This window comes from Pandoraea terrae, assembly GCF_902459695.1.
GTDB classification, from domain to species: Bacteria; Pseudomonadota; Gammaproteobacteria; order Burkholderiales; family Burkholderiaceae; genus Pandoraea; species Pandoraea terrae.
The window spans coordinates 1-8626 of sequence record NZ_CABPRZ010000050.1; the positions used below are offsets into that span (position 1 = coordinate 1).

General features: G+C 60.3%; 9 protein-coding genes. 4 read left to right on the forward strand and 5 right to left on the reverse strand.

Going from position 1 to position 8626, the window contains the following annotated elements:
• The first annotated feature begins 109 nt into the window (after positions 1-109).
• From PTE30175_RS27735 to PTE30175_RS27745, 3 genes are read left to right on the forward strand one after another with little or no spacing between them, the layout of a single operon-like run.
• A complete protein-coding gene (locus tag PTE30175_RS27735) occupies positions 110-502 on the forward strand; it encodes a nuclear transport factor 2 family protein (protein WP_150700292.1) in 393 nt (130 codons plus the stop codon).
• A gap of 28 nt (positions 503-530) precedes the next feature.
• Positions 531-1325, forward strand: a complete 795-nt coding sequence (locus PTE30175_RS27740; RefSeq protein ID WP_150700293.1) for an enoyl-CoA hydratase/isomerase family protein — start codon at positions 531-533, stop codon at positions 1323-1325.
• 32 nt (positions 1326-1357) lie between these two features.
• Entirely contained in the window at positions 1358-2125 is a 768-nt protein-coding gene (locus PTE30175_RS27745) for a 3-hydroxyacyl-CoA dehydrogenase (RefSeq protein WP_150700294.1), read from the forward strand.
• 111 nt (positions 2126-2236) lie between these two features.
• Here PTE30175_RS27745 and PTE30175_RS27750 read toward each other — a convergent pair whose 3' ends face one another.
• The 3 genes from PTE30175_RS27750 to PTE30175_RS27760 all read right to left on the reverse strand — a co-directional run bounded on the left by PTE30175_RS27750 (position 2237) and on the right by PTE30175_RS27760 (position 5158).
• The gene (locus tag PTE30175_RS27750) at positions 2237-2560 is read right to left on the reverse strand and encodes a 2Fe-2S iron-sulfur cluster-binding protein (protein WP_150700295.1); all 324 of its coding nucleotides are present in this window, start codon (positions 2558-2560) and stop codon (positions 2237-2239) included.
• Positions 2561-2650: 90 nt separating this feature from the next.
• On the reverse strand, positions 2651-3907 hold the full coding sequence (locus PTE30175_RS27755) for an NAD(P)/FAD-dependent oxidoreductase (RefSeq protein WP_338044483.1): 1257 nt from the start codon (positions 3905-3907) through the stop codon (positions 2651-2653).
• A gap of 54 nt (positions 3908-3961) precedes the next feature.
• On the reverse strand, positions 3962-5158 hold the full coding sequence (locus PTE30175_RS27760) for a cytochrome P450 (RefSeq protein ID WP_191629255.1): 1197 nt from the start codon (positions 5156-5158) through the stop codon (positions 3962-3964).
• A 713-nt stretch (positions 5159-5871) separates the two neighbouring features.
• Here PTE30175_RS27760 and PTE30175_RS27770 point away from each other — a divergent pair.
• The gene (locus PTE30175_RS27770; protein WP_150700298.1) at positions 5872-6525 is read left to right on the forward strand and encodes a TetR family transcriptional regulator; all 654 of its coding nucleotides are present in this window, start codon (positions 5872-5874) and stop codon (positions 6523-6525) included.
• 128 nt (positions 6526-6653) lie between these two features.
• Here PTE30175_RS27770 and PTE30175_RS27775 read toward each other — a convergent pair whose 3' ends face one another.
• Together PTE30175_RS27775 and bktB are read right to left on the reverse strand one after the other, a co-directional pair.
• Positions 6654-7172 (reverse strand): nuclear transport factor 2 family protein, encoded by a 519-nt coding sequence (locus PTE30175_RS27775; protein ID WP_150700299.1) that lies wholly within the window; start codon positions 7170-7172, stop codon positions 6654-6656.
• Positions 7173-7306: 134 nt separating this feature from the next.
• Positions 7307-8488 carry a beta-ketothiolase BktB gene (gene bktB, locus PTE30175_RS27780; RefSeq protein WP_150700300.1) on the reverse strand — a complete coding sequence of 394 codons (1182 nt, stop codon included), beginning with the start codon at positions 8486-8488 and terminating at the stop codon, positions 7307-7309.
• Positions 8489-8626 lie beyond the last annotated feature (138 nt).

Consider the following 8626-nt stretch of genomic DNA (forward strand, 5'->3'; position numbering starts at 1 on the left):
ATGTCCGCCACCAAGGTCGACAAACGTGCCCTGCGGCAACGCCTGCTCGACATCGAACAGCAGCCAGCTTGCGATTGTCGCTAAAGACCAACCGGGTAGGAGCGCGATCATGGCAACGAGCCTCGCCGCAACCAACGAATCGATCGTCAGGGAGTTTCTCGAAGTACTCTCCGCGGGCGATGTGGCCGCCGTCGTCGAGCGCTTCCATGACGACGGAAGCTGGCGGGTTTCGGGCCCCCTCGCCATGCTGTCCGGAAACTACTCAAGGCAGGAACTTGGCCCTCTCCTGAGGGGCCTCACCACGCTTTACGAGCACGGTACCTTGCGCATCACGCCGCTCGCGATGATTGCGCAAGGCGACAGCGTCGCGGTGGAGGCCGAATCCCATGCGAAGCTCCGAAACGGCAAAGTGCACAGCAATCCGTATCACTTCGTTTTCGAACTCGACCAAGGCAGGATCAAGCGGGTCATCGAATACATGGATGCACAGCCCCTTGCCTGAGCCCAGAATCCCTTCATCAGTCTGAACCATGACCACGACCTCTTCCGCCTCACCTGTGCGCCTTGAAATGTCAGAGTCTGTGGCGCGCCTTACATTCAATCGCCCCGATGCGCTGAATGCGATCAACCCGGCACTGGCAAATGCTTTCCTGTCTGCGATCCAGACCGTCGCGTCCTCCCCACGTATCCGCGTCTTGCTCTTGCGGGGTGACGGTCGCGCCTTCATGGCGGGAGGCGATTTGACAGGATTTCGCGACGGTGACCCCGTCGGCATGGCGGACAGCCTCATCAAACCGATTCATGCGGGGATAGCACTCCTGGCGCAACTACCCATGCCCGTCGTGGCAAGCGTGCACGGCGCCGTGGCGGGTGCGGGCCTGAGCATCACGTTGGCGGCAGATCTCGCGATCGCGGCCGATGACACAACGTTTAGCACGGCCTACATAAAGATTGGCGCAAGCCCGGACGCATCAAGTTCCTGGCACCTGCCCCGCATCGTCGGACTGCGCAAGGCAATGGAAATTTGCCTGTTGGGAGAACGCATCGACGCGCACGAGGCGCTGCGCCTGTCCTTGGTGAATAGGGTTGTGCCCACTGCCGACTTGGTCGCGCAGACCGAAGCACTGGTACAACGCCTTGCCGCCGGCCCCACGGTCGCACTGGCCCGAACCAAGCAATTGCTGCGCGCGGCCCAGACCAGCGACCTTGCGTCGCAACTGAGCGCCGAGCATGAGGCGTTCCGATCCTGCGCCGCATTGGAGGACTTCCGGGAAGGGGTCAATGCGTTCTTCGACAGGCGCAAACCCCAATATCGCGGTTACTGAGTTTTTACCCCACTTCAACTTTCGAGAAAACGATGCGATTGAATCATTCCACATTCCTCATCACGGGCGGCGCGTCGGGTCTGGGCGCTGCCACGGCGCGCCTGTTTGTCAAGAACGGGGGAAAGGTCGTCATTGCCGACCTCAATGCCTCCGCTGGCCAGGCACTCGCGACCGAGTTGGGAGACAACGCCCGCTTTGCACAAACCGACGTCACCTCCGAGGCCAGCGTACAGTCGGCGATTCAGATGGCGCAGCAGGCATTTGGCGCGATGCACGGCGTCATCAATTGCGCGGGCATCGCCCCGGGTGAACGCGTCGCCGGCAAGGACGGGCCGCATCGCCTGGAAAGTTTCCGGCGGGCAATCGACATCAATCTGATCGGCACGTTCAACCTCATTCGTCTGGCTGCAGATGCCATGATCAAGGGTCAGCCGAACGAGGAAGGCGAGCGTGGCATCATCATCAACACCGCCTCCGTCGCCGCTTTCGACGGACAAATTGGTCAGGCCGCCTATTCCGCATCCAAAGGCGGCGTCGTTGCGATGACGCTTCCGATTGCCCGTGAGTTGGCACGCTACGGCATCCGCGTCATGACGATCGCTCCGGGGATATTTGAAACGCCGATGCTGCTGGGGCTGCCTCAGGAAGTGCAGGATTCGCTCGGGAAAAGTGTCCCGTTCCCTGCACGGCTTGGCCGCCCCGCCGAATTCGCGGCACTGGCGCAACACATCGCTGAGAACGTCATGCTCAACGGTGAGGTGATACGCCTCGATGGCGCGATTCGCATGGCCGCTAAATAGTTCGCGTCGAGTCCGAGCCGGCACACGGCTTCCGCCGTGCCGGCCCGAGCCTTTTCGATTGCTCGGCCAATTCTCCGATGCGCTCCTACCGCGCGCGCCGCGCGAACGCCGCTACCACTGAGGATTGGCGATGTGGACGGTGATCCCGTCGAGCTGCTCCGTCATGACGATTTGACAACTGAGCCGGCTGTTGGGACGGCGCTCCGCTGCGGTGCTCTGGAGCATCCCTTCCTCGGCTGGACTGATCGCGGGGCACTTGCCGACATAAGGCTCGTCAATGTAGACATGGCAAGTCGCGCAACTGGCGCTGCCGCCACAATCACCGACGATCTCGTGTATACCATTCGAGACAGCGGCGTGCATCAAACTCGTCCCGGCCCGAACGTCCAACTCGGTCCGTGTTCCCTCGTCAGTGGTAAATATTGCTTTCGGCATCTTTCGAACTTCCTATAGGTTTGTCCGCGGCCCACAAGCCGTCGGGATTGATGACATTGACGCCGCGCCGCGGCAGCCTTTTTGTCCAACTCAATTCAGGGGAAATACCCCGTCCACCAGAGTCGCATCCTGCAAACGATCGAGTGGAATGGATTCATCCTCGAGCCGCGCGGCATCCACTTGCGCTCGTCGCGCCACCCATTGCTTCGCGACGTTGAAATCCAACGGCCGATTCACAGTATCGGCCGCGAGCACGCGGTTCCCGGCCAGATAGAACGCACTGAAGGAGCGCGCTTGCATGGAGCCGCGAATAACGACTCGGTCGTACCCTTGAGAGAGTCCCGCGATCTTCAGATTCAGGTCGTATTGATTTGACCAGAACCAGGGGGCGGCCGGTGCTCGAGGCGGCTTGCCGCAAAGAAGTGCCGCAATTTTTCGCGCCTGCTCCAGGGCGTTGGGCACCGATTCTATCCGTACCGGCCGTTCATAGATGTCGCTATGAAAGCATGCACAGTCGCCCGCTGAGACTACGTTTTCGTCGCTTGTCCGGAGCTGCGAGTTAACGACAATACCGTTGTCGACCACCAGGCCGGCCTCGCTGGCCAATTCGCTGTTGGGTATGAGACCGATTCCGACGACAAGCCAATCCGCAGCGACCCGCGCACCACTCGAGCAACGGACGGCGGTGACCTTCGTCCCGTCGGGGGACAGTTCGACGGACTCGACTTGCTCGCGTGTCCTGAGGTCGACACCCGCCTGGCGGTGAACATTTTCGTAGAACGCCGATACCGGCGGCGCCGTCACTCTTTCCAGAACCCGCGCTTCGGCCTGCAGCACGGTCACCTGAACGCCCGACTTGACTGCCGCCGCGGCCACCTCCAGGCCAATGTACCCACCGCCGACAATGACGAGCCGGCCGCAAGCGCCAAGATTCCGCCGGATGGCATCGGCATCGGCGAGCGTCCTCAAGTAGTGCAAATTGGTGACACCCCCCCCGGCCGCGACAGCCGCCGGAAGGGGGCGCGGGCGTCCGCCGGTGGTCAAGGCGAGGTGGTCATACGGTAGTTCCCGACCGTCTTCAAGCTCGACTCGCATGCGCTTGCGATCGATTGCCGCAACGCGGGCTCCGGTGCACAGGGCAATGTTTGACTTGTCGTAAGTCGACACCGCTTTCAAGCACAGATCATCCGCGCTCATCTCCCCCAGGAGGTACCCTTTGGACAAGGGCGGACGCTGGTAAGGCGTTGCCGGATCGTCCCCGATCAACGTAATCGCCCCCTCCCATCCGCCCGCACGCGCCCCAAACGCCAGTTCCACGCCGGCGCAACCCGTGCCGACGATGACCAAGTTGTCGGTATTCTTCATGCTGGCTTTCGCTCCTGCCGTTCTATCGAATTCCGGTCACGCCGCATAGTCGCGACGCGGCGATACGCGCGTGGAATCCGTATTCCAAACGAGCGGCAATGCCTTGACAGCGCCTACGACGCCCCCTTGGTGCGAGATCACGGCTCCCGGCGCCACCTCGAAATCGGGAATTCTCGCCAGCCATTCGCGCAGTGTCACGGCCACCTCAAGGCGCGCGAGATGCGCTCCGGCACAGTGATGCGGTCCGTACCCGAACGTCGTATGCGTGATTTTCTCGCGACCGAAATCCACGTGCATGGGGCATGCGTTCTCCCGCTCGTCGAGCCCTGTGAGCAATTGGGGGATGAGCACCATATCTCCTTGCTTGAGCAAGACCCCGTCCACCTCGATTTCGCGCTTGACGATGCGTCCGTCGGCAACCAGGGAAAAGCGGCGCAACAACTCTTCCGTGGCCGCCGGAATCACTTCCGGACGATCGATCAAGGCCTTCCGGTGCGCCGGACTGCCGGCAAGGAATTGCATCACAAAGCTCAGGAAATTCACGACAGTGTCGAGCCCGCCAACCAGCAGAAGCCCGCACATCCGTTCGGCTTCCTCCTTGGTTATCGCACGGCCATTGACCTTGCCATGAACAATGGCGCTGATCGCATCATCTCCCGGCTGCTGCAGCCGTTGATCAATGATCGGAGAGAGGTAGTCGTACAGGTGCCGGGTGGCTTGGCCCAAACTCATCGATCCGTCCGGCCGGGTTATCTGGTCGGAGAGGTACTTGAGCCTCGGCGCATCTTCATGGGGCAGATTCACCAGCTTCATGAAGATCCGGATAGGAAAGGGTTCCGCATAGTCTTTCGTGAAATTGCATTGCCCTCTGCCCCGAATACCTTCGATGAGCTCTCCCGCAATCTCCGTAATCGCGCCTTCGAGGCGCTCGACCACGGGAAGGCTGACCACACTGCTGATGATGGCACGGTAGGGACGGTGCTCCGGGGGGTCCATCGAAGTCGGTATGAAGTCGTACTCTTCACCGGCCTCTCTCGGAATAAAGGGACACTCGCTCGAAAAATGTTCGGTGTCGGTGAACATTTGTCTAATCAGATTGCCACGGGTCGCGATCCAGTGGCCGCCATTGTGCGGTGTCCAGACCAGGTCCGGCACACCCGGGGCTTGCAAGCGCTTCCATGCCACTTGCAGTCCGTCGGAAATACCCTGCGGGTTGTACATGTCGAAGTCCACGACCCGCTCCGCGGGTATGTGGGACGGGACCGCCGCGCCGGGTTTCCCGAGCGATTCATTTGACACTTCAGCGTTTGATTCCATAGACGTCTCCTGTTCATTTTTGAGTCAGTGTCACTACCGCTTGATCTTTTCAGTTGGCGCCGATCTCACAGACGATGCGGAACGTGATCGGCACCATCAGGTTCACGCCTGCGCTTTCGTCGCGGGCCAGCCTGCCTCGGGCGGGAACACGCACCAGGACCCGTCATCGTGGCGAAAGAAAAAAATGGCCAGTGGCCCGGACGGTCGCAGTGCCCCGACACAGACATAGCGCGCGCCTGAGGGCATGCGACTGAATCGGGTGACACGGGCCGGGCTCACGTGCGTTAGCTCGAGCCATTTTTCAATCAGCAAACGCAAGGATTTTTCGCCGGACCCCATGATCGTCTCCGCCATCGACGGCCGCCCGATTGATCTGATGCATCGCCGTGGCTCGCCTACGCTATAGGTTTCTTTTCACTCGATTATAGGTTGAAAAACCTATAAATCAACAAAAAAATACACCGAAGCGGCGGCCACAAGGAAGGGTTTTCCCGAGATATTACGGGGATTTATCAAATTTCTGCACGTGCTCCGTCAATTAAATAGGTCGATAAACCTACAACTGAAATAGGTTTTTAAACCAATAATGGTAAGATGCGATCATGACCCCACAAGCGTATGAGTGACCGATGAAGGCGTTGACCATCCCGCTCAACAGGATTCTCGAAGCCGACGCCGCGGCGCCTGCCAGGCGGCGCGGCAACAGGGCAAGCCGAGTGCCACAGATCATTGAGGTGTCGCTCGACGTGCTGGCGTCCGAGGGGTACGCCGGGTACACCGTCACACGCGTTGCCAAGGATTCCGGCATTCGCCTGAGTACGTTGCAGCACTACTTTCCCAACCGCGAGGAATTGCTGCGCGCGACGATGCGCGAAGTGGTCAACCGATATTTCGCCCGCTACAGGAAAACGATTGAGAACAAGGCCCTTACGCCCGAAGCGCGCCTCGATGCCGTTGTCGATGACTTTATTGTCGAGTTCAGCAAACCCGGGCTCGCGGCCTTCCTCCTTCAGTTCTGGGCCCTGACCGAACGTGAGAAGTTTGCGAGCGACTTGCTGGCAGAACTGCAAAAGCAGTTCTGCCACCTGAACGCCAGTTTGATCGCGGAAATCAACCCGGGACTTTCGCCGGAAGATTGCTACTTGCGCGCCACGCTGATCGCGGCGCATGGCGAAGGCCTGATCGTTCTTATTCGTCGTGGACCGGATGACCTGCCGTCGCTCGACACTCTGCGGAGCGCAACGAAATTCATCTGGAATGCGATCAGCAACGCAGCGGCGTAGAAGCGCGGAACTGCTTCACGCTCGCACCATGGTATCCAAGGAGCGGCGCGCGCGATCGCCCCAATGCTCGACCGTCAATTCCGCGCGGACGCGCCCAACCGGAAACGGGTGGCTGATATGAGGTATTACTATAGATCTTTAGCCTTTCGTTTCGGTAATTCCGACGGAAGTGGTGCGTATCCAGGCCAGCGTACGGTTAGATCCGAAGTGAATGAAGATCCGACATCTTCCCAAGGGCTTATATGGATGATCAACATCGACCGTGCTCGTATCTTCCATTCGTTATCGAGCTTGATGTATTCATCGATGTAGCGGACTGCGCCAAATAGCGCTTTCCCACTGCGCGAAAGCTCCAAATGAGCGCCCACCTGCCCTTTCGCCCGGTCTTCGGCCAGTTCGTCCATGAGCAGGTAGTTCGGCGTGTGGACCGTCAGTCCCATCTGTTTGCGGCTCGAGATGAGAAATTCCATCACGGCTTCGCGACCCACGGCGTCCCCAAACCCAGAAGCGCTGAAAATGACATCGGGCGCGAGCGTGGCTTCGAGTCCGGGGTAATCGTCGTTGTCGGCGCAGACAAAATATCGCGTGATCAAATCTTGCAGCGCGAAGCGATCTTCAAGGGACTGCAGGCGTCGATTGACATCCATGGCCCTAAATCCTCCATCTCTTTTGTCGGTGGATATCACAGTCGTCACATACCATCAACCATGCTGTTGACAGCATAGCGTGGAAAAATTTCTTTATCAAGGAACACCCAACTCAGGACACTAGCGCCCGGCAATCAGAGACGCTCAAACACTGCCGCGATCCCTTGTCCGCCGCCGATGCACAGCGTCGCCAGCGCATATCGGCCGCCGATGCGTTGCAATTCATAGAGCGCCTTGACCGTAATGAGCGCACCGGTGGCGCCGACCGGGTGACCGAGCGAAATGCCGGAGCCGTTCGGGTTGACTTTGGCGGGATCGAACCCGAGTTCCTGCGCGACTGCGCACGCCTGCGCGGCGAACGCTTCATTTGCCTCAATGACATCCAGATCGTCGACGCTCAGTCCGGCCTTCTCCAGCACCTTGCGGGTCGCCGGCACAGGACCGAGGCCCATATATCGCGGATCAACACCGGCATGCGCATATGCGACGAGCCGCGCCAGGGGCTTCGCCCCACGCTTCTCAGCCTCGCGGGCCTCCATCAGCAACACCCCGGCAGCGCCGTCGTTCAAGCTCGACGCGTTTCCCGCGGTGACAGAACCGTCCTTCTTGAAGGCGGGACGCAGCTTCGCAAGGTCCTGGGCGATCGTCGCGCCACGTACATGCTCATCGACCGTAAAAAGCGTCTCGCCTTGCTTCGTGCGCAGCGCCACGGGCAGGATCTGTTCGGCAAAGTAACCTGCCTCGATCGCATGGGCCGCACGCCGGTGCGATTCAAGCGCGAGCGCGTCCTGCGCTTCGCGCGAGATGCCGAACTTCTCTGCCACGTTCTCGGCGGTAATGCCCATGTGCACCGTGTCGAACGGGTCGGTCAGCGCGCCAAGCATCATGTCGACCATCCGCATGTCGCCCATTCGCGCGCCCCAGCGTGCGCCCGCCGCGATGTACGGAGCTCGGGTCATGCTTTCCGCGCCACCAGCAATCGCGACGTCGGCGTCGCCCAGAAGAATCGACTGCGCCGCCGACACGATGGCCTGCAAGCCCGAGCCGCACAGCCGGTTCAATGTCATCGCCGGCGCATTCTGTGTCACGCCGCCGTCGAGCGCGGCGACACGCGCGAGGTACATGTCCTTCGGCTCAGTGTGGATCACGTTGCCGAACACCACATGCTCGACGTCGTTGCCGTCCACGCGGGCACGGCTCAGAAGCTCGCGCACGACCGCGGCACCCAGCGCGGTCGGCGAGAAATCCTTCAGGCTGCCGCCGAAATCGCCGATGGCTGTGCGCACACCGCTAACCACTACCACTTCACGTGTCATTAGTCTCTCCGTTTTGGGAAGCCCCGCCCGACAGGCCATGCGCCATATCGATCAAACAAACGTACCTTCGTCGTCCTTGCTCGAGAACCTCGGGGCGACCAGCCGCATGAACTTCTCCAGTTCCTCATTGTTCTGTTC

Excerpts from the sequence above, each read along its gene's own strand:
- PTE30175_RS27735 (WP_150700292.1), top strand. The coding sequence starts at position 110 with ATGGCAACGAGCCTCGCCGCAACCAACGAATCGATCGTCAGGGAGTTT.
- PTE30175_RS27740 (WP_150700293.1), top strand. The coding sequence starts at position 531 with ATGACCACGACCTCTTCCGCCTCACCTGTGCGCCTTGAAATGTCAGAG.
- PTE30175_RS27745 (WP_150700294.1), top strand. The coding sequence starts at position 1,358 with ATGCGATTGAATCATTCCACATTCCTCATCACGGGCGGCGCGTCGGGT.
- PTE30175_RS27750 (WP_150700295.1), bottom strand. The coding sequence starts at position 2,560 with ATGCCGAAAGCAATATTTACCACTGACGAGGGAACACGGACCGAGTTG.
- PTE30175_RS27770 (WP_150700298.1), top strand. The coding sequence starts at position 5,872 with ATGAAGGCGTTGACCATCCCGCTCAACAGGATTCTCGAAGCCGACGCC.
- PTE30175_RS27775 (WP_150700299.1), bottom strand. The coding sequence starts at position 7,172 with ATGGATGTCAATCGACGCCTGCAGTCCCTTGAAGATCGCTTCGCGCTG.
- bktB (WP_150700300.1), bottom strand. The coding sequence starts at position 8,488 with ATGACACGTGAAGTGGTAGTGGTTAGCGGTGTGCGCACAGCCATCGGC.